At 41.4% G+C, this 18,899-nt stretch carries 22 protein-coding genes; 1 reads left to right on the top strand and 21 read right to left on the bottom strand.

The window, feature by feature from the left end; translation table 11 throughout:
- Positions 1-3 precede the first annotated feature (3 nt).
- From panD to ACLGGR_RS10770, 10 genes are all read right to left on the bottom strand, one after another.
- Positions 4-387 carry an aspartate 1-decarboxylase gene (panD, locus tag ACLGGR_RS10725; RefSeq protein ID WP_024422780.1) on the bottom strand — a complete coding sequence of 128 codons (384 nt, stop codon included), beginning with the start codon at positions 385-387 and terminating at the stop codon, positions 4-6.
- On the bottom strand, positions 380-1,246 hold the full coding sequence (gene panC, locus ACLGGR_RS10730) for a pantoate--beta-alanine ligase (protein WP_410973066.1): 867 nt from the start codon (positions 1,244-1,246) through the stop codon (positions 380-382). The genes panD and panC overlap by 8 nt, the downstream gene beginning before the upstream one ends.
- Complete coding sequence (gene panB / locus ACLGGR_RS10735) at positions 1,243-2,082, bottom strand: 3-methyl-2-oxobutanoate hydroxymethyltransferase (protein WP_024422781.1); 840 nt, start codon at positions 2,080-2,082, stop codon at positions 1,243-1,245. Before panB ends, panC begins: the two co-directional genes overlap by 4 nt.
- A gap of 197 nt (positions 2,083-2,279) precedes the next feature.
- Positions 2,280-3,263, bottom strand: a complete 984-nt coding sequence (locus ACLGGR_RS10740; protein ID WP_251216628.1) for a biotin--[acetyl-CoA-carboxylase] ligase — start codon at positions 3,261-3,263, stop codon at positions 2,280-2,282.
- Positions 3,236-4,438: a CCA tRNA nucleotidyltransferase gene (locus ACLGGR_RS10745; RefSeq protein ID WP_142945866.1), complete on the bottom strand. Its 1,203-nt coding sequence runs from the start codon at positions 4,436-4,438 to the stop codon at positions 3,236-3,238. Before ACLGGR_RS10745 ends, ACLGGR_RS10740 begins: the two co-directional genes overlap by 28 nt.
- On the bottom strand, positions 4,431-5,576 hold the full coding sequence (gene bshA / locus ACLGGR_RS10750) for an N-acetyl-alpha-D-glucosaminyl L-malate synthase BshA (protein ID WP_410973067.1): 1,146 nt from the start codon (positions 5,574-5,576) through the stop codon (positions 4,431-4,433). The genes ACLGGR_RS10745 and bshA overlap by 8 nt, the downstream gene beginning before the upstream one ends.
- A 2-nt stretch (positions 5,577-5,578) precedes the next feature.
- Positions 5,579-6,283, bottom strand: coding sequence for a bacillithiol biosynthesis deacetylase BshB1 (gene bshB1 / locus ACLGGR_RS10755; RefSeq protein ID WP_410973068.1), 705 nt, complete (start codon positions 6,281-6,283; stop codon positions 5,579-5,581).
- Positions 6,270-6,689, bottom strand: coding sequence for a methylglyoxal synthase (gene mgsA, locus ACLGGR_RS10760; protein WP_095408866.1), 420 nt, complete (start codon positions 6,687-6,689; stop codon positions 6,270-6,272). Before mgsA ends, bshB1 begins: the two co-directional genes overlap by 14 nt.
- A gap of 17 nt (positions 6,690-6,706) precedes the next feature.
- Positions 6,707-7,510: a 4-hydroxy-tetrahydrodipicolinate reductase gene (dapB, locus tag ACLGGR_RS10765; RefSeq protein WP_410973069.1), complete on the bottom strand. Its 804-nt coding sequence runs from the start codon at positions 7,508-7,510 to the stop codon at positions 6,707-6,709.
- A gap of 5 nt (positions 7,511-7,515) precedes the next feature.
- Positions 7,516-7,851 carry a nucleotide pyrophosphohydrolase gene (locus tag ACLGGR_RS10770; protein WP_024422788.1) on the bottom strand — a complete coding sequence of 112 codons (336 nt, stop codon included), beginning with the start codon at positions 7,849-7,851 and terminating at the stop codon, positions 7,516-7,518.
- A gap of 137 nt (positions 7,852-7,988) precedes the next feature.
- Between ACLGGR_RS10770 and ACLGGR_RS10775 the strand changes: the two genes are divergently transcribed.
- Entirely contained in the window at positions 7,989-8,861 is an 873-nt protein-coding gene (locus ACLGGR_RS10775) for a YitT family protein (RefSeq protein ID WP_024422789.1), read from the top strand.
- Between the two features lie 31 nt (positions 8,862-8,892).
- Here the strand turns inward: ACLGGR_RS10775 and ypjB are convergent, their stop codons facing one another.
- The 11 genes from ypjB to hisC form a co-directional block, all read right to left on the bottom strand.
- On the bottom strand, positions 8,893-9,696 hold the full coding sequence (ypjB, locus tag ACLGGR_RS10780) for a sporulation protein YpjB (protein WP_251216625.1): 804 nt from the start codon (positions 9,694-9,696) through the stop codon (positions 8,893-8,895).
- Between the two features lie 65 nt (positions 9,697-9,761).
- Positions 9,762-10,355: a lipoprotein heptaprenylglyceryl N-acetyltransferase LhaT gene (gene lhaT / locus ACLGGR_RS10785; RefSeq protein WP_142945870.1), complete on the bottom strand. Its 594-nt coding sequence runs from the start codon at positions 10,353-10,355 to the stop codon at positions 9,762-9,764.
- A gap of 100 nt (positions 10,356-10,455) precedes the next feature.
- Positions 10,456-11,223, bottom strand: coding sequence for a menaquinol-cytochrome c reductase cytochrome b/c subunit (locus tag ACLGGR_RS10790; protein ID WP_142945871.1), 768 nt, complete (start codon positions 11,221-11,223; stop codon positions 10,456-10,458).
- Positions 11,224-11,264: 41 nt separating this feature from the next.
- Positions 11,265-11,939, bottom strand: a complete 675-nt coding sequence (qcrB, locus tag ACLGGR_RS10795; RefSeq protein WP_003215804.1) for a menaquinol-cytochrome c reductase cytochrome b subunit — start codon at positions 11,937-11,939, stop codon at positions 11,265-11,267.
- A 2-nt stretch (positions 11,940-11,941) separates the two neighbouring features.
- Positions 11,942-12,448 carry a ubiquinol-cytochrome c reductase iron-sulfur subunit gene (locus tag ACLGGR_RS10800; RefSeq protein WP_007500911.1) on the bottom strand — a complete coding sequence of 169 codons (507 nt, stop codon included), beginning with the start codon at positions 12,446-12,448 and terminating at the stop codon, positions 11,942-11,944.
- A 144-nt stretch (positions 12,449-12,592) separates the two neighbouring features.
- On the bottom strand, positions 12,593-13,039 hold the full coding sequence (locus ACLGGR_RS10805; protein ID WP_251216624.1) for a YpiF family protein: 447 nt from the start codon (positions 13,037-13,039) through the stop codon (positions 12,593-12,595).
- 61 nt (positions 13,040-13,100) lie between these two features.
- Positions 13,101-13,640: a ReoY family proteolytic degradation factor gene (locus ACLGGR_RS10810; RefSeq protein ID WP_008344562.1), complete on the bottom strand. Its 540-nt coding sequence runs from the start codon at positions 13,638-13,640 to the stop codon at positions 13,101-13,103.
- Between the two features lie 75 nt (positions 13,641-13,715).
- Complete coding sequence (locus ACLGGR_RS10815; RefSeq protein WP_323647678.1) at positions 13,716-14,987, bottom strand: tetratricopeptide repeat protein; 1,272 nt, start codon at positions 14,985-14,987, stop codon at positions 13,716-13,718.
- A 280-nt stretch (positions 14,988-15,267) separates the two neighbouring features.
- Positions 15,268-16,554 carry a 3-phosphoshikimate 1-carboxyvinyltransferase gene (gene aroA, locus ACLGGR_RS10820; protein WP_251216622.1) on the bottom strand — a complete coding sequence of 429 codons (1,287 nt, stop codon included), beginning with the start codon at positions 16,552-16,554 and terminating at the stop codon, positions 15,268-15,270.
- 10 nt (positions 16,555-16,564) lie between these two features.
- Positions 16,565-17,680, bottom strand: coding sequence for a prephenate dehydrogenase (locus ACLGGR_RS10825; RefSeq protein WP_410973070.1), 1,116 nt, complete (start codon positions 17,678-17,680; stop codon positions 16,565-16,567).
- Positions 17,681-17,794: 114 nt separating this feature from the next.
- On the bottom strand, positions 17,795-18,892 hold the full coding sequence (gene hisC / locus ACLGGR_RS10830) for a histidinol-phosphate transaminase (RefSeq protein ID WP_410973071.1): 1,098 nt from the start codon (positions 18,890-18,892) through the stop codon (positions 17,795-17,797).
- Positions 18,893-18,899 lie beyond the last annotated feature (7 nt).

The following is an 18,899-nucleotide window of genomic DNA, read 5'->3' on the forward strand; positions in this document are numbered from 1 at the left end:
GCGTTATAAAATCGTTCTCGCAGGCTCTTGCCCAATCATTTGTTCAATTTGGTTTTGTTTATTTAACACGACCACTTTTGGTGTATGTGTCTTTGCTTCTTCTTCTGACAGCATCCCATAAGCGATAATAATGACTTCATCCCCTGGCTGAACGAGTCTCGCTGCCGCCCCATTTAGACAAATGACACCGCTCTTTCTTTCGCCGGGAATAATATATGTTTCAAGTCTCGCGCCATTATGATTATTGACAATTTGTACTTTCTCATTTGCCATCATACCTGCCGCATCAAGTAAATCTTCGTCTATTGTAATACTTCCTACATAATGTAAGTTTGCTTCTGTTACCGTCGCTTTATGAAGCTTAGATGTCATAAAGGTTCTATACATGTTTTTCACCGCTTTCAGGAACATGGAAAATCACATTATCAATTAGTCTTGCCCGTGAGAATTTCACCGCAATGGCCATAATGACTTGACCTGCTAACTGCTGAAGCGGCTCAAGTTCTGGATACGAGTAGATCTCAATATAATCAATTTCTCCGCCCGTGTGAACAAGTTCCTCTTCTATCAGCAGATATACACGACTGACATCACGTTCACCTTTTTCAACAGCTGACCGGCCTTTTTTTAATGCGCGGTATAAAGCGGGTGCTTCTTGTCTTTCTTTTTCTGACAAGTACACATTCCTTGAGCTTTTTGCTAAACCGTCTTCTTCTCTGACTGTCGGTACAGATACAAGGTGAAGATCAAAGAAGAAATCCTTGATCATCGCATCGATCACAGCGACTTGCTGTGCATCCTTTAGACCAAAGTAGACATTTGTAGGTGACACAAGATGAAACAGCTTCGTAAGCACAGTGACAACGCCGTCAAAATGTCCTGGACGTTTTTTTCCGCATAAGACATCTGTCCGCTTTTGAACCGTCATCGTAATAGATGGTTCATTTTGGTACATTTCCTTCACATCAGGTGTAAATAAAATATCCACCCCTGCTTGTTCTGCAAGACGCTGGTCTCTTTCCATATCCCTTGGATAGGATTCAAAGTCTTCATTTGGCCCAAATTGCAAAGGATTGACAAAAATACTCATCACGACAATGTCATTTTGATCTCTTGCCTCTTTCGCCAGAGTCAGATGGCCTTCATGAAGAAAGCCCATCGTCGGCACAAAGCCGATGGAATGCTGCTTTTCTTGATGCTGCTTGATCAATTCTTTTAGTTCGTGAATATGGGTGACAACGTTCATTTTTTGATTCCCCCATATAAGCCATCAAGGACTTCTTCTTTGATATGAAACGTATGCATGTCCTCTGGAAATGTGCGTGCTTTTACTTCTTTTGTATATTGAATGAGCGCTTCTTCTAAAACAGTATCAATTTGCGCGTATTGTTTCACAAATTTAGGTGTTCTAGACACCCCGTATCCTACCACATCATGGTAAACGAGAACTTGTCCGTCTGCCTCAGCTCCTGCACCAATTCCGATCACAGGAATCTTCAGCATGTCGGTAATTCGTTTTGTCAGTTCGCCAGGTACGCATTCCAGCACAAGTGCGATTGCACCGGCTTCCTCACATTTCAAGCTGTCTTCAATCAATTTTTGAGCACTCTCATGATCTTTTCCTTGCACTTTATACCCGCCAAGTACACCAACTGATTGAGGTGTGAGGCCTAAATGACTGACGACAGGAATTCCGCCTCTTGTTAGAGCTTGAATGGATTCGAATACCCCATCTCCGCCTTCTAGCTTTAAGGCATCGGCACCGCTTTCCTGCATGATGCGTGCAGCATTTTTCATTGTTTCTTCTAACGAATAATGGTAAGACATAAATGGCATATCAGTCACAACAAATGTGTCTTTTGCGCCTCTTTTCACTGCTTTTGTGTGATGGATCATGTCATCCATCGTGACTTGAACTGTGGAATCTAGTCCAAGTACAACCATCCCAAGTGAATCACCAACTAAGATCATGTCGACTTCCGCTTTTTCCGCTTGCTTTGCAGCTGGATAGTCGTATGCGGTCAGCATCACAATAGGTTCGTTTTGTTCTTTCATTTTGAAAAAATCTAGCTTTGTCTTCATTTGTTCCTCCTCATTCTGGAGAGGAGATGGCTTGCCTCACATCACATGCTTTGATTTCTCATGTGCGGCGAATCATCCCTCTGTCCAAGTCCCTTAGGATCAAGGCAGAAATTTATCAAATTTTTCTTTCTAACAGGTACAGTTCTTTGCAGATACTGCCCACACGAAGTATATCAAAAATGTGCCGGGTGTTCCACTCAAGTTGACTTGATCTCAATATCTGCGGAGTAGATTTTTTGGATACCGTCCTCCGTTTCAAGCAATAAAACACCTTCTTCATTGATTCCAAGCGCCTTCCCCGTATATTGCCCATTGACGGTGCGGGCAACAATATGTTGACCGATCGTCATCGCAAACGATTCCCATAATTGTTTAATCGGTGCAAATCCTTGCTTCATATAATCATCATATCTTTTTTCAAAAGTGGACATGATCTGTTGTATGAGTGCAGCACGATCCACTTTTTCATTCAGTTCCATCCGCAGACTTGTGGCGACATCCTTTAGTTCATCTGGGAAGTCATCGGCTGTCTGGTTCACATTAATGCCCGGGCCAATAATGACCGCATGAACCTGGTCAGCTTCTGCTTTTAATTCAGTCAAAATGCCAACGACCTTTTTTCCATTCAACAAAATATCGTTTGGCCATTTAATAGATGGATTGAGTCCTGTTTGCTGCCTAATCGCTTCTGCAATGGCTACAGATGCCAAAAGCGTCATTTGCGGCGCTTTATGCAGCGGTATTTCAGGCCGGAGAATGAGGCTCATCCAAATGCCTGTCCCATCTGGTGAATGCCACGTTCTTTGAAGACGCCCTTTTCCATTCGTCTGATGATCGCTGACAACGATTGTGCCGTGGGGCGCACCTTCATTTACAAGATCATGGGCAATCAGCTGAGTTGAAGCGACTTCTTTCTGAAAATAAATATGCCTGCCGAAGCTCTCTGTTTCCAGACCAAACAGAATTTCGTCCTCACTAATTTTGTCCGGTTTACGAAGCAGACGGTATCCTTTTCTTCTAACTGCTTCTACCTCATACCCCTCTTTTCGCAAATCTTCCATATGCTTCCACACAGCCGTTCGGGAGCAGCCAAGCTCATCACAAATTTGCTGACTTGAGACAAAATCCTGGCTAGATGCTGTAAATAGTTCAATTAATCGTTTTCTAATTGCGGATCGCATGCTGTAAGCCACTCCTCTATGGCTTCTTTTCGGTTTTCCAAACGGTTTTGCAAAACAGCTTTTTTCACAAAATCAAGCTCCTCTGCAATCCATTTCCCAGACGTCTTTTGCCGAAAGGCCATTAAATCTTTTCCTGAAACAGCGAGGTCTTGGAGCTTTTTAATCGGCAGTGCATCATAAGAATGCTTCGCTGCCTCCAGCTCATCAAAGAAAATGCGGCGCTCATGTTTTAACTGCGTGATCTTCAAACTAGATAAGAGCACGTGTTCACCAGCTTCAAACATGTTTTCCGCATCCCAGTCACAATCAACGTATTGACTAATAGCTACTGCGTCTTTCAAAAGCTTCGTTGACAGCTTCCATTCTTTTAAGAAAGCCGCAGCCTCCGCTTCATTTAAACCTAGCAAATGGATGAAAGCCCCCCATACCTCTTCTAGTCCATCCAGTAAGTAGTATGGAAAGGATTGAAAGGATTCATGAAGTCGATCCTCTTTGAGACCTGGCAACTCTTCATATAACTTGGTTGAAATGAGCACTTGAATGGCCTGCTCACAATGACGGCCTTTTAAAAGCTTTTCCATTTCAATCTTTTTGCGCTCAACCGATATGTTGGCAAGCAGATGCTTATCTTTTTTCATTGCTTCAGCCGTCTCATCAGCGAGCTCAAAACCAAGCTGGCTTAAAAAACGGACAGCTCTCATCATGCGAAGCGCATCTTCTTGAAAACGGCACGCAGGATCTCCTACGGTTTGAATTCGTTTCCGCTTAATATCCTGTTTACCACCTACATGGTCAATGATTTCCCCATTTATATCCATGGCCATCGCATTAATCGTTAAATCTCTTCTTAAAAGATCTTCCTTAAGCGACTTGATAAACGCCACTTCTTTTGGTCTGCGAAAATCTTCATATTCTGATTCCGTTCGAAACGTCGTGACCTCATAGCTGACACCATCATGCAACACAATGACAGTGCCATGCTCCTTACCGACATCTACTGTTTTTTCAAATAAAGACTCAACCTTATCAGGTGTTGCATCTGTCGCAATATCGATATCGCCAATTTCCCGTCCTAATAGAACATCTCTCACCGCTCCGCCGACAAAGTAAGCCTGATGCCCATGTTCGTGCAGTGTATGTAATATAGGGATCGCATGTGTGAATGGTTCATTCATCTTCATCATCACCTTCGATCAATTCTAGATAAAGCTTTTCATATTCACTCACAATCTTTTCAGAAGAGAAATGAGCCTGAACACTGGAATGAGCTGCCGCTGACACTTTTTCATGAAGCGCTTCGTCTTTCAGCAGTGACACTGCGTGCTTTGCTGCTTCCTCTATATCGCCGAGCGGGACAAGAAACCCTGTTTCTCCATGTGTAATGACCTCTGGAATACCGCCGACATCTGTCCCGATACAAGGGACACCGCACGCCATTGCTTCAAGAAGCACAAGCCCAAAACTCTCCTTCTCCGAAAGAAGCAGCTTCAAATCACTTATTGAATAAAGCTCCTCAACCTTCTCTTGCTTTCCTAAAAACAACACTCGGTCTGTCAGTCCTAATTTTTTCACGAGTTCGCATACAACCGATTTTTCAGGTCCATCCCCAATAAGCAGCAGCTTTGCCTGCACCTGTTCAGAAATCTTATGAAACACATGAATCACATCATGCACCCGTTTCACCTTTCGAAAGTTTGATACATGGATGATGACCTTTTCGTTCGGTAAAAGACCATAATGTGTCTTTAGCAAATTGTGATCTTCGCGCAAATACACTCGTTCATCAACAAAATTATGAATCGTATCAATCTTTTTATCTGGTTTGATGAGATCGTACGTCTGCGCAGCTAATGAATGTGACACCGCCGTCACGCGATCCGATGATTCGATGGCGAACCGGATCACTTCCTTTAATGATGGATCATAGCCTAAAACCGTAATATCCGTCCCATGAAGCGTCGTAACGACTTTCACAGAGTGTCCAGTCATTTGTTTAGCTAAGAACGCACAGACGGCATGCGGGACCGCATAATGCGCGTGAATAATATCAAGCTTTTCTCGTTTTGCGACTTCTGCCAATTTACTTGCCAGCGCAAGGTCATAAGGCGGATATTGAAAAACAGCATATTGATTCACATCCACCTCATGAAAATAAATATTTGGATATACTTTATTAAGCCTAAACGGAATGCTAGAGGTAATGAAATGAACATCGTGCCCTTTTTCAGCTAAACGTTTTCCAAGCTCTGTGGCTATAATGCCTGAGCCGCCGACACTTGGATAACAAGTAATTCCGACCTTCAATTTTTTCATAATTACCCCCCAAGTAAGTCATCGTCCATCAAAAGTGGTTTCTTTGTGATAAACCCTTCTGCATAAGCTTTGTTGACTTCTCTTCCATACATAGACTCTCTCATTTTGACAAAATCAATATAACCGTTCACAAGAGGTGTCTCTACTGAATTTGCCGATTTAACAAATTGGCTTTTATACGCATGCAAGCTATCAATTTTTTGGTGTATTTCCTCAGAAATATCGATCACAAAATCTGGACGATGGTGTCCGTTAATCATGTAATAATACATTTGGCTTATTTTATGCGCTGGCTGCTTGTATGAATCTTCAAATTTATGTATACCTGCAGAAAAAGCGGCCTCTTCTACAAGTGAGCCCGCATGGCCATGATCTGGATGCCGATCTTGGTGGTGCGGAGCGAAGATCAGTTTCGGTTTGTATGTTCGAATCACGCCCGCAATTTCCTTCATCGCTTCATCATTTAGATACAGCCCTCTATCTGGCAGTGTGAGCTGGATTCTCACTCTGACACCTAAAATAGCGGCGGCGGCTTTTGCTTCTTCTTTGCGGCTCTCGACCGTTCCATTTGAAGATAATTCGGCCTGAGTCAAGTCGCAAATCCCGACGCACGCCCCTTTTTTTACGTATTTTGCAATCGTTCCGCCCATTCCGATCTCTACATCATCGCTATGGGCACCGAATGCAAGGATATCAAGTCGTTTCATTTGTTCCTCCGTTTTTTGCTACATCTCGAAAATCAAACGTACCTTTATTTAAATTCCTGACTAAAATTTCAGCGGTTCCCATATTAGTGGCTAATGGAATGGTATACACATCGCAAAGCCGGATGAGTGCAGATACATCCGGTTCATGCGGCTGGGCAGTTAGCGGATCTCTAAAAAAGAGCACAAGATCCATTGCATTATCAGCAATCAAAGCACCGATCTGCTGATCTCCCCCAAGTGGTCCTGACTGGAAACGATGAATGGGAAGCCCCGTCGCTTCTCTCACTCTTAAACCTGTTGTCCCTGTTGCGTAAAGTGTATGATCTGCCAAAATATCACGGTACGCGGTGGCAAATTGAATCATGTCACTTTTTTTCTTATCGTGAGCGATTAAAGCAATGTTCATCAGGAATCCACTCCTTATTAGTCGATGATATTTTCTAAACCATAGACGAGCTGATCAATATGCATGACCTGTTCCACTGAAAGTTTCACGCCTGACATAAAGGATGCACGGTTATAAGAATCATGACGAATGGTGAGCGTCTGTCCGTCCATTCCAAACAGCACTTCTTGATGGGCAATCATACCAGGAAGTCTCACGCTGTGCAGACGGATACCATCATAATCTGCTCCTCGTGCACCTTCGATTAATTCTTTCTCATCTGGATGTCCCTGCTTTTTGCTTTCTCTTACTTCTGCAATCATTTCAGCCGTTTTTAAGCCCGTACCGCTTGGGGCATCTAGTTTTTTATCATGGTGAAGCTCAATGATTTCAACGTCAGGGAAATAATTCGCTGCCATTTTGGCAAATTTCATCATTAAAACCGCACCGACAGCAAAGTTTGGTGCAATAATACAGCCTATGCCCTTTTCTTCTGTTAATTGCTGAAGCTCTTTTAGGTCATCTTCTGAAAATCCAGTTGTTCCTACGACTGGACGCACGCCATGTTCAAGTGCTTTTTTTGTATGTACTTTCCCAATTTCCGGTGTTGTAAGATCAATTAATACATCTGGTGCTGTTTCTGAAAGACACACATCAATATCCGTATAAATTGGCGCATTAGATGTCGTATGAATCACATCAGATAATTTTTTTCCTTCGTGCGCGTGATCAAGTGCGGCCACCAGCTCAAAATGGCCTGTTTCTTCCGCCAGCTTCACAGCCTCTATCCCCATTCTTCCTCTTGCTCCAGCGATTACTACTTTGATGGTTTCGTTCGTCATCGTCTCTACTTCCCTTCTTTTTTCGTCCAGCGGTCTTTATCTCTTGTATTGAATTTATGCATCACACGATCATGTGCTTCTTCTAGTGAAATATCAAGTGAATTAGCAAGGCATGTTAACACAAATAAAACATCGCCAATTTCTTCTTCCATGCTTTTTTCTGTTTCCGTTGTTTTTTTCGGCTTTTCTCCATAGTAATGGTTAACCTCTCTTGCCAGCTCCCCTAATTCTTCTGTCAGACGGGCCATCATCGCAAGCGGGCTGAAATAGCCTTCTTTAAATTGTCCTATGTAATCATCTACTTCTTGCTGCACGTGACGCAGCGTTTTTTCTTTCGTCATGAAGCTCACCCTCCTATCCATCTCTTACATGTTAGCGAAATCATAAATATTTGACAAATGTTTAAGACTCAGTTTGCTTGTTTCTCTCCCATACCATATAATATTATCGCTGTCTAAGCAAAAAAAGGAGTGATCTCTTGCTAAAAGAAATTCGTCTTAAAAATATCGTATTTATTTTAATAGGATCTGCGATTTTTTCTTTCGGTCTTGTTCATTTTAATATGCAGAACAATTTGGCGGAAGGCGGATTTACAGGTATTACACTGCTTTTATATTTTCTATTTCACATTGACCCATCTATTTCAAACCTTGTCTTAAACATTCCGATCTTTTTTATTGGCTGGAAAATGCTCGGCAGAACGATGTTTACTTATACAATTGTAGGAACAGTCAGCCTTTCTGTCTTTCTTGCTATCTTCCAGCGCTTTCAAATACATATGCCTCTCCAGCACGATTTAGCCTTAGCCGCCCTCTTTGCAGGTGTGTTTATCGGAACAGGCCTCGGGATCATCTTTAAATTCGGCGGTACAACAGGCGGTGTGGACATCATTGCAAGACTCATCAATAAGCATTATCAGGTCGCCATGGGACGAACAATGTTCATCTTCGACGCATGCGTCATTACCATCTCTCTTACCTACTTAAATTATAAAGAAGCCATGTATACACTTGTCGCAGTGTTTGTTGCTGCGAAGGTCATTGACTTCATGCAAGAAGGCGCTTACGCAGCCAAAGGCGCCATGATTATCTCTGAAAAAGATGACATCATTCAAAAGAAAATCACGGATGAAATGGAGCGCGGCGTCACCATTTTAAAAGGGGTCGGTTCCTATACGAAACAGGAGCGCAACGTTCTTTATTGCGTTGTTCCGAAAAACGAGCTTGTCCACCTCAAAAGCGTCGTGACCTCAGTCGATCCTCATGCGTTTGTATCTGTCAGTGACGTGCATGATGTACTCGGTGAAGGCTTCACATTAGATGAACACAAAAAGCCGCTCAATCCACATTAAAAAAGAAGCACCAGTTTTGGGCTTCTTTTTTTTATGATTTAGGATATTCAGCCTGACGTTTTTGCTTCTTTTCCTTTTCAGCACGATATTTCCGAAATCCAACATACGTTAACGTTAATAAAATGATACTCCCAGTTGTTAAGATGACCCATAAAAGCGATGGATCAGCTTCATCTTGATCGACGTGAGCAAACACACTCGATAAATCCTCTTCCAGCTTCGTGAGACGTTCAAGCTTTGTCCCACTTGATGCTTTTAAAAATTCACCTTGCTCAATCACTTCCATGTGTTGCTTAATCGTTTGGAGCTTTTCAGGCGAAATATCAATGGTTAAACTCGGATAGATCATATCGTATAAAGAAACCAGCTCATTCCATGTTTCATAAAATGTCGTCGATTCTGGATCTTTCACTTCTTTTTTCAAAGTAGGAAAAGACCCCATAATGGGCTTCTCGAGCGAACCCCAAAGAGGCTCAGAATCCGACTGGATCGCATCGAGCAGCATTCTAAATTGAGAGGCATATCGAAGCTTTTCGCGCTCATTCAATTCTTCCTGCGGCAGCCCTTTTATCATATCTTGATAGCCAAGTGTAATTTGCCGAATCTGCGTATTCGTCAAAGTTCCACGCCAATTCTCAGCTTTAAATGTCTTTTCAACATACAATGCGACTTGTAATGCCTCATCATATTTAGCTTGTCTCGTTAATTGAAAGATTGAATCTGATAGTTCCGTTAATTCTTGCAGCGTGTGAGCAGCTGTTTCCTCACCTTTGGCAACAGCTGGCTGTAATACGAGAAAAAATAATAGAATCATCGCGATTGGCTTTCGTTTCATGCAAGTCCCTCCTAGCCCTTCTCCTTAAAGCGTATGAAGAAAAGGACAAGGTTAGACCAACATTGTTAAGGGAGTTCCAGCTTGACCGATTTTTTCGATAGAACGAGATAATACGAAACAAAAAGAACCGCGATACTTAACCAAAACGTCGCGTAGCCGATCTCGTTTGAATAGGCAGACAGCATAGAATAACGCGGCATCATACCAAATACATAATCAATCACATCGTTATGTAAAATCCAAATGCCGGCTACTACGAGATGACGCATTTGAAAGCGATAATACGGCGCAAACAATACGGCCTGTACCGCCATCGCAAAGTGAGACCCAATCAGCATGTAGCCTTCCCACGGAAAATCATCAACAGATAAAAGCACAAAGATATTCATTCCTACCGCCCATAGCCCATATTTAATCAAGGTTACAAGAGCAAGTGCTTCAAAATAAGGAGCGTTTCGTTTCATCAAAAACGCAAGTAATACAAATAAAAAGAAAAAGCTGGCCGTTGGACTGTCTGGTACAAAAGCTAAAAAGACAGCCGGCGTCTCTACGAGCTGCGGAATATACCAATAGTAGCCGTACACAGTGCCAAGGAAATTGATCATAAGCACCAGCACCAGCATGTAGCGCGTCGCTAGCAAATATTGAATCCATCTCATATGTCTCTTCACTCACGATCTGTTAAAATCAGAAAAAAGCTGACAGCGCCAGCTTTTTCTCTTTTGAGTATATCCTTGTACTTGCATTTAAACAACTGAATTATTTTGATTTGACCTCAGATAAATATTTAGAGAGCTTTTCGAGTTCTTCATCACTGCCTTTAAAGATACCCTTAGGCATGTTGCCTTTTCCTTCTACAGCGATTTTAGCGATCTCCTCAGGCGAAAGACCATTGTCAACGAGTGACGGCCCGGCTGCTCCGCCCTGCATGTTATCCCCGTGACAGGAGATACATGTCTGCTCTTGATAAATTTTATACTCTTCAGCTGAAGTATCAATCTCTGCTTCTTTCTTAATCTCACCTTGTTTTGCCGCTGCTTCCCAATCATGAGTTGCAACAGACTCCCACGTTAAATATGTTGCTGCGCCGACTGCAAGGATCATCATCCCAACTGCAATCGGTCTTCTATACGGTCTGCGTTCTGGACCTGAATCAAGAAATGGTGCGAGCAAAAGTGCACCAAACGCAATTCCAGGCATAATCATCGCACCAACGACAGTATAGCCCCCTGCAGCAAATTCATATTTTAATAACTGGTATAAAAATAGGAAATACCAGTCTGGCAGCGGAATATAGCCAGTATCTGTTGGATCAGCCATCCGCTCAAGCGGAGGCGCATGAACAACAGTTAGGACAAGAAATCCAACTAAAAAAACGGCACCTACAAGCCATTCCTTTAAAAGAAAGTTCGGCCAAAAGGCTTCTGTTTTTCCCGGATATTCGGAATAGTCTTTAGGTATGTTAGGTTTTCTTTCTGCCGGTATCCTAGAATCTCCGACAAACTTCATCCCTTTTCCCCTATGCAAAGTCATCCCCTCCTCATTGAACATTCATCAAACGCAACATTTTATAGCGGTCCAGAAATTCCTTGCTTACGAATCATAATAAAGTGGGCAGCCATCAGCCCAAATAATGCCGCTGGCAAGAAAAAGACATGGATAGCGAAAAATCTCGTCAGCGTTTGTGCCCCTACAATGTCAGGATGACCTGCAAGCAGCGTTTTGATCTCTTTACCAATGAAAGGTGTTGCTTCTGCAATTTGAAGACCAACCTTCGTCGCAAACAGCGCCTTCATATCCCATGGTAAAAGATAACCTGTAAAACCAAGTCCAAGCATCACAAAGAAAATGAGCACACCAACAATCCAGTTCAGCTCTCTAGGCTTTTTATACGCCCCTTGGAAAAAGACCCTTAGCGTATGTAAAAACATCATCACAATGACTAAACTCGCACCCCAGTGGTGCATCCCTCTGACAATCTGGCCAAATGCCACTTCATTTTGTAAATAATAGACAGATTCCCAGGCATTTTTAATATCCGGCACGTAATACATCGTTAAAAACATGCCCGAAAGAACTTGAATGACTGTCACAAAAAACGTTAAACCGCCAAAACAATACACAAAAGCGGAGAAATGATGTGCTGGATTGACGTGCTCTGGCACCTCGTGATCCGCAATATCTCTCCATATCGGTGTAATGTCCAGCCGCTCATCTACCCAATCGTAAATCTTGTTAAGCATCGTTACCCTTCCCCTTTCGGCACAGCTTTTCCAAGATAGAGGTATCCGTCCTTCACTTGCTGCTTATAATGGTCAAGCGGTGCAAGCGGTGGAGTTCCGGGTACGTTTGTACCATCCTTGTCGTACAGCCCATAGTGGCACGGGCAGAAAAATTTGTTTGGATTTTTCGGATCACTGTTCCAGTTCACTGTACATCCTAAATGTTTACAGATTGGCGATAAAGCGACAATTTCATCCCCTTCTTTGTACACCCATGCTGACCTAGATTCCTTTGACTCGTACCATGCATCTACTTGATCAATTTTAAAGTCAAAGCGCTTCGGTTCCTTTGTCAGTTCATCTACACTGACAACTTGAACCATATCCTGATCCTCTGTTCCTTTTAGCACAGGGTCAAGCGCAAAGCGAACCATAGGCATGAGCATTCCAGCGGCCATAAATCCCCCCACGCCGGTCAACGTGTAATTCAAAAATTGACGCCTGGACACTCCATGTCTCTTCTCGCTCATTTTTTTCTCCCCCCCTCAGGTCGTCAGCTACTTTATAACTGAATTAGAAAAAATTTCATAAAACTAGGACACCCTCATAATATATCAATCTATTCACAAGGTCAACATCCTAAAAAGCTATGTACAATGCAAATGTAAGGGTTTTTATGAAGGGTTCCATTTTTGTAACAAAAAGTTCAAAATTTGTTCTACACTGTCTTGAATGATTTTTTGCTTTAATTCAACCTTCAAATGCTCCAGCGGAACAGGCTTGAGCAAAAATAGCGATTCACTGATCTCAGCATGCTCTTTCCATTTGTGATCAGATGTGATCAATATGACATGCTGAAAATGATCTTTGAGCGACTGCTTCATTGTGAGTATGTCTTCTTGTTTCCGGTCACTCACTTCCAAATATGTATGTGGTGGAAAAAGAAAAACCCGCCCTTTTAACTGTCTTTCAAGTTCATCTGCTACAAGAATAGTAAACTCTCCTAAAGACACGGTTTGTTTCATTTGATCCGCATCAATTCCAACTAATGGAATGATAGCGGTATCAATGTAAGCTTTAGATTGCAAAAAGCGATCCGCGTCCTCTGATTGAAACCTCATCAAATTCCCCTCTTTCATGACATAAGCCCTGCCTGTATAGGGCAAGGCTTATTCGTTCAGTTTATGACAATAGGCTTAATTCTTTTGCCAGCTTATTAAATGTTTCTTGATCATGACGGTCAAGTGCTTCATCTATCTCTTTCATGAGCCGTTCTTTTTGGAAAGTTGCGATTGAGTGTTCAAGCACTTTCTCAGCAAGATCTTTATCTTTTTCGTTCTCATAAAGATCCTTTGGAATATGAGGATTTGTTTCAAGAACAGCTGCATATTCCGGCGAACGATAAGCAGAACGGAAATTCAATTGAATAAACAAATCCTGCTGTTTATTCAAACGAATATCATGAAATGACTTTTCAGCATCTGTCGTCATAATATTTTCTTTATAAAATCTAAAGGGAACTTCATCCACACAGTGTGTTGACATGATGATTCCCCTTGGGCAAAATTCTGCTTGCTCTACAAAATGAACCTTTTCCATCAAAGAGTCGTGGCTCATTAAATAATTTAATATCCAAACACACTCTCTTCGCTTTAGCTGATAATGGTTTAAGAACCACCGGATAAATTCCTTTTTTTCATTGACAGAAACAGGGGTCTGCATGTTATTCCCTCCTCTATCGTAAATTAAATTGCTATACATGAATTATTCAACAAACCAGTTCTTCATTCCTGCAAACTATAAGGAAATTTCGTCTTCAATTCTTAAAATCGTTTCTTCAATTTCTTCATTCGTGCCATCTTTCTCAAGAACTTTGCGTAATAACGGCAATGCTTCTTTTTGTCTGCCCTCTTCTAAAAGGAACGAAGCGTATTCATATAAAAAGTCACGCTCCTCATCAAAATCAGGCAGGGCAAGCTTGAAATACTCGGCAGCTTCTTTGTATTCTTCTCGCCCGACAGAAGCAGATGCAGCATACCAATTCCATTTTGGATCATCTTCCCCAAAGCTTTTAACCTCTTTAATAACATCCAGAATGTCATCAAACAGCTCTTCATTTAAATAGATCGCAAGCAATGTTTGAACTGCTTCAATATACCCCGGATCGAGAGCAAGTGCTTCTTGAAGCAGTTTTTTCGCATCTTCTGAATCCCCATTTTTCAAATCAATCTTGGCACCATATAAATATAATTCTTTGTTATACTCATCAACTTTAATACCCTCTTTTACTACCTCTAAAGCCTCGTGATATAGTCCTTCTTCCTCATAACTTTTCGCTAAAGGCATATAAAGTGACGAATAAGACGGATCAATATCTTTCAGTTCTGTAAGCTGCTGAATGGCTGTTTTCGTTCTGCCAGCCCTCATCGCTGTAAATCCGTAGCCAAAAAGAGTATTCGGGTCTGCTTGATCTTTTACTGCCTTTTCGTACCATTCAAGTGCATCCTCAAATTCCCCAGCTGTGCTGAGTGATTCAGCGAGCCGCTGATACACATTGACACCACCAACTTCATGCTGCTGAGCTGCCACTTTGTAGAAATAATCTGCCGCTTTTTTTGAAAGACCTTGAGAAAAATACAATTCACCTAATGCAAAATCAATAATGGCTTCATTCGGCAGTAGTTCTTTCGCTTTTAAAAGCTTTTGTTCACTGACTTCAAATAGTCCTTGCATTTGATACAAATCTGCCATTAACAATAAACTCTCTGGGTATGCATCATCATGTTCAGGAATCGTTTCTAATACTGCAATCGCCTTCTCCTCTTCATCAGAGTCAATCAATAGCTCTGCATAAAAACACGTTAAACCTGTTTCTTCTGGATATAAATCATGTAAATCACTGATGAGATTCCGTGCTTTATCGATATCTCCCCAATCATAATATAACTGAGCTGCCTGCGCCTTTTCTTCATCATGCAAATGCTTCTCTGCTTGAGCAAGTGTTTGGAGTCCTTTTTCAGTCTCACCCGCCTCAACTAATTTTATGGCTTCTTGTAATGAACTATTCAAATCAAACAATTCCTTTCTGTTTCCAAAAACCTAAACTATTGTTACTTCATATCATAATCGACAGGTACACATCCAGCAAATATGTTGCTCTTTTAAAATGAACCCATTTTTGTGTTTTAAAGACTGTTTTTCATTTCATCCTTTACGAAACTGATGATTTGTAAACTGCAGGCACTGTTTTTATCGATCAAAATGATTTTTTTCAAGGTTTCACCTTGAGACAAGCTATGCTATATTTCTGACAAATATGCAAAAGGAAAGAAAAAGCCTGAGGACATCCTCAGACTGTTTTCGTTAAGTATTCAATGTGATCAAAGAAATTTGGGTATGAGACACGAACAGCATCTGTATCCTCAATCTCAATTGCTTGCTTTGTTATACATGCGGCAATTCCGAGCATCATACCGATACGGTGATCTCCGTAACTTGAGACGACCGCGCCGCCTTGAAGTGTAGTTTTACCATGAATCTTCATACCATCATCTGTTGCTTCAATATCAGCACCGAGTTTTTTTAGTTCTGATACGACTGTATCAATTCGATTGGTTTCTTTTACTTTTAACTCAGCAGCATCTTTAATGATCGTTGTTCCTTCTGCTTGGGTCGCAAGAAGCGCAATAATCGGAATTTCATCGATGAGTCTTGAAATCATGTCACCAGAAATTTCAATCCCTTTTAATGATGAGGTAGAAATCGTTAAATCACCATACGGTTCTCCGCCTTTGGCATCTACTTCATTGATCTCAAGGTTTGCACCCATAAGCTTCAGCACATCAATAATACCCGTTCTTGTTTTGTTTAGCCCGACATTTTTTAAAACAATCCGGCTATTAGGAACGATAGATCCAGCTACAAGGAAAAATGCAGCTGAAGAGATGTCTCCTGGAACAAATATATCTGTTGCTGTTAATGTTTGGCCGCCTTCAATGGAAACACTTTGTTCATCTTCATCTAGTTTTACACCAAACATAGAGAGCATTCTTTCTGTATGATCTCTTGATTTATGAGGCTCAGTTAAGGTCGTTGTTCCCTCTGCTTGAAGTCCAGCTAAAAGGACAGCCGACTTAATTTGTGCACTTGCCACTGGAGACTCATAAGAGATTCCTTTTAAATGACCGCCACGAATAGACAGTGGTGTAAACTCGCCATTTGCTCTGCCGTCTATTTTGGCTCCTAGTTGTTTAAGCGGACCCGTCACTCGTCTCATTGGTCTTTTGGCAATACTCTCATCACCGATTAGTGTACTGTGAAACTCACAACCAGCTAATATTCCCATCATTAATCGAATGGTTGTACCAGAATTACCCACATCAAGAATGTCAGACGGCTCCTTGAGCTCTTTCAGTCCCTTACCATAAATGACAACATCTGTCCCTTTTTGTTCAATTTCAACGCCCATCTTTCTAAAGCAATCAATCGTACTTAAACAATCCGCTCCAGGAAGAAAGTTTTTCACTACTGTGGTCCCATTAGCAATTGCACCAAACATCACTGATCTATGTGAAATAGATTTATCGCCTGGGATATGAATTTCTCCATTCATAGGAGCATTTTTATGAATTTTCATGTTTGTCACCTCAGTCAGCATAAAATGTATCGTAATTCGCTCTATTTTTTATACAGATTTCTGCACGCTTGCGGTCGCCATCTGTTTGAAAACTAATGCGTAAAATCCCATTAATGTCTTCCCGCGTCTCAATAATACGGATATTTGTAATACTAATGTTTTCACTTGCTAGATGACCTGTGATCTCCGAAATGACCCCAGGGTGATCCGGAACATCGACATACAGATCATAAAAAGCAGGAATGGCTCCTTTTTTCCTTAAAGGAAGTCCATCGCGATATTCCTTTGCATCTTGAAAATAAGAGAACAATCCTTCAGCATCTTCTTGCTGTACGAAGGTTTCTATGCGGTTGATCTCTTTTTTCCATTCATGAAAACGGTCTAAAATCTTGTGTTTATTGTGCAGCAGGATATCCCGCCACATTGCAGGATTGCTTGAAGCAATTCGTGTGATATCACGAAAGCCTCCAGCAGCAAACCGTTTAACAAGTGGGAATTGTTCTTCAAAATGATGTGCTTGATGCACAAGGCTGGCTGCAACAATATGAGGGAAATGGCTGATAACACTTGTCACAGCATCATGTTCTTCTGGTGTCATTTCGATGAAATGAGCATGTGTCCCCTTTAACAAATCCATCAACCGATCAACAGCTTGACGGTTTGTTTCCTTTGCAGGCGTTAAAATATAGAACGCATTTTCAAATAAAAAGTCTTTCGCTGCAATAACACCTGACTTATGAGAGCCTGCCATTGGATGTCCACCAATAAATTGGTAATGCTTAGGCAGTGCTCTTTCAGCAAAATGGACGACCTTTTGCTTTGTGCTGCCGACATCAGTGATCGTGAGCTCTCTTTCAATTCCAGAGTCGGCAATATCACTAAGCATCTTCACTGTTTGCTGGACAGGTGTTGCCAATATAATGGTCGAAGATTCTTCCAAACCAGCCATAAACGAATCAGCGGCTAAATCAATGATACCCAGCTTTGTTGCAGCAACCATTTGCTCTTTGGAAACATCAAATCCTACAATTTTTTTATGAGGATGCTCTTTTTTAATTGAGAGTGCAATGGACCCTCCAATTAAACCGAGTCCAGCGATTAATATTGTTTCATTTGCATCATTCATATTCATCACCTGATTTTTCGCGAAAATTAAACAAGCTATTTCAACAGCTTATATGTATTGAGGTTGGTACAATGAAAGCCATATCCTGTCTTAGGATATGACTTTATGGTTATGCTACGCACGAATGCCTTGCAGTAAATCGGCAAGTGTACTTAGAATTTCTTCATTTTGCTCTTTTGTTCCGACGGTAATACGTAAAGAAGTCGGAAAACCAAGTGCTTTCCCTGAACGAACAATGTAACCTTTTTTCAATAATGCATTGAACAACTCATCTGCATCTCTTTTAAAATCAATCAGCACAAAGTTTGTTTGAGATGGATAAATATATAGTCCAAAACGGTCAGCAAAATCTTGATATTGCTTGAGACCTGCTTCGTTTTTCTGTCTGCATGATTGAATGAAGTCTTGATCTTTGATCGCTGCACGTGCAGCTGCCTGAGCGATACGGCTAGTATTAAACGGCTCTCTCGCTGGTTCAATGGCAGTAATCAGCTTTTCTGATGCAATTCCGTAGCCTACTCGAAGCGCTGCAAGTCCATACGCTTTAGAAAATGTTCGAAGTATAATGACATTTTGATAAGCTTTTAATAAAGATAAACTGTTTGGAAAATCTTCAGCACAAACGTATTCAAAATACGCTTCATCTAGCACAACAAGCACATGAGCTGGCACTTCGTCTAAAAACGCCACAAGCTCAGATTGTGACAAATGATTTCCTGTCGGGTTATTTGGATTACACACCCAAACAACCTTCGTGTTTTCATCAATCGCATCCAGCATGCCCTTCAGATCATGAGCTCCTCCATCTAAAAGAGACACTTCTCGAATTTCCGCCTTTTCAATCACTGCATTGTGACGGTATTGCGGAAAAGATGGAGATGGGATGACGGTATTTGTATGTTGGTCAAGGAATGCTCTCGCAATAATTTGCACAAGTTCATCTGAGCCATTCCCGAAAATTAATTGTTTTTCACTTACTTGAAGAAACTCAGCAAGCTCCGTTCTTAAACTTGCGCTGTATCCATCTGGATAAATCGCTAAATGTTCGAGCTCAGCCTGTATCGCCTCTCTTGCATGTACGGAACATCCAAAAGGGTTTTCATTTGAAGCCAATTTCACAATTTTGTCTAATTGATATTCTTTTTTGACCTCTTCAATTGGTTTCCCAGGTTGATACGGTTTTAGCTGTTTTAATTGATCTTTGATTTGCAAAATGTTT

Origin of the sequence: Bacillus sp. BD48 (assembly GCF_046566805.1) — a bacterium.
Lineage (GTDB): Bacteria > Bacillota > Bacilli > Bacillales > Bacillaceae > Bacillus > Bacillus safensis.